The organism is Streptomyces sp. NPDC014727 (genome assembly GCF_043083485.1).
Classification (GTDB): domain Bacteria; phylum Actinomycetota; class Actinomycetes; order Streptomycetales; family Streptomycetaceae; genus Streptomyces.
On sequence record NZ_JBIBYR010000090.1, the window covers coordinates 1 to 1,130 of the forward strand.

Sequence of the window (1,130 nt, forward strand, 5' to 3'; positions counted from 1 at the left end):
TAAACTACCCACCAGGCACTGTCCCTGAACCAGATCATGGCCCGAGGTTAGAAGTCCAATACGATCAGAGTGGTATTTCAACGACGACTCCCACCACACTGGCGTGTGGCTTTCACAGTCTCCCACCTATCCTACACAAACCGTACCGAACACCAATACCAAGCTATAGTGAAGGTCCCGGGGTCTTTTCGTCCTGCCGCGCGTAACGAGCATCTTTACTCGTAATGCAATTTCGCCGAGTCTGTGGTTGAGACAGCAGAGAAGTCGTTACGCCATTCGTGCAGGTCGGAACTTACCCGACAAGGAATTTCGCTACCTTAGGATGGTTATAGTTACCACCGCCGTTTACCGGGGCTTAAATTCTCAGCTTCGCGCCGAAGCGCTAACCGGTCCTCTTAACCTTCCGGCACCGGGCAGGCGTCAGTCCGTATACATCGTCTTACGACTTCGCACGGACCTGTGTTTTTAGTAAACAGTCGCTTCTCTCTGGTCTCTGCGACCCAACCCAGCTCACGGTGCAAGACCGGTCACCAGATCAGGTCCCCCTTCTCCCGAAGTTACGGGGGCATTTTGCCGAGTTCCTTAACCACAGTTCTCTCGATCGCCTCGGTATTCTCTACCTGACCACCTGTGTCGGTTTGGGGTACGGGCCGTGTACCAACTCACTAGAGGCTTTTCTCGGCAGCATAGGATCACTGAATTCACCTCAATCGGCTACGCATCACCTCTCAGGCTCATGTTGTGCGGATTTGCCTACACAACGCCCTACAGGCTTACACCAGTACAACCACTCACTGGCCCAGCTACCTTCCTGCGTCACCCCATCGCTTGACTACTACACCCAGGGTCCCGTGCATCCCCCTCACGTCTCCCGAAGGAGATCGCTCAGGTTCAGGACGGTTAGCACAGATGATTCGCCATTGGGCGCGGATACACGGGTACGGGAATATCAACCCGTTGTCCATCGACTACGCCTGTCGGCCTCGCCTTAGGTCCCGACTCACCCTGGGCGGATTAACCTGGCCCAGGAACCCTTGGTCATTCGGCGGACGAGTTTCTCACTCGTCTTTCGCTACTCATGCCTGCATTCTCACTCGCACAGCCTCCACAACTAGTTCACACTGCTGCTT

General features: G+C 55.0%; 1 rRNA gene. It reads right to left on the minus strand.

Features of this window, described 5'->3' with window-relative positions:
* Positions 1 to 1,130 (minus strand): 23S ribosomal RNA (locus tag ACF1B9_RS38040); the annotation flags it as partial.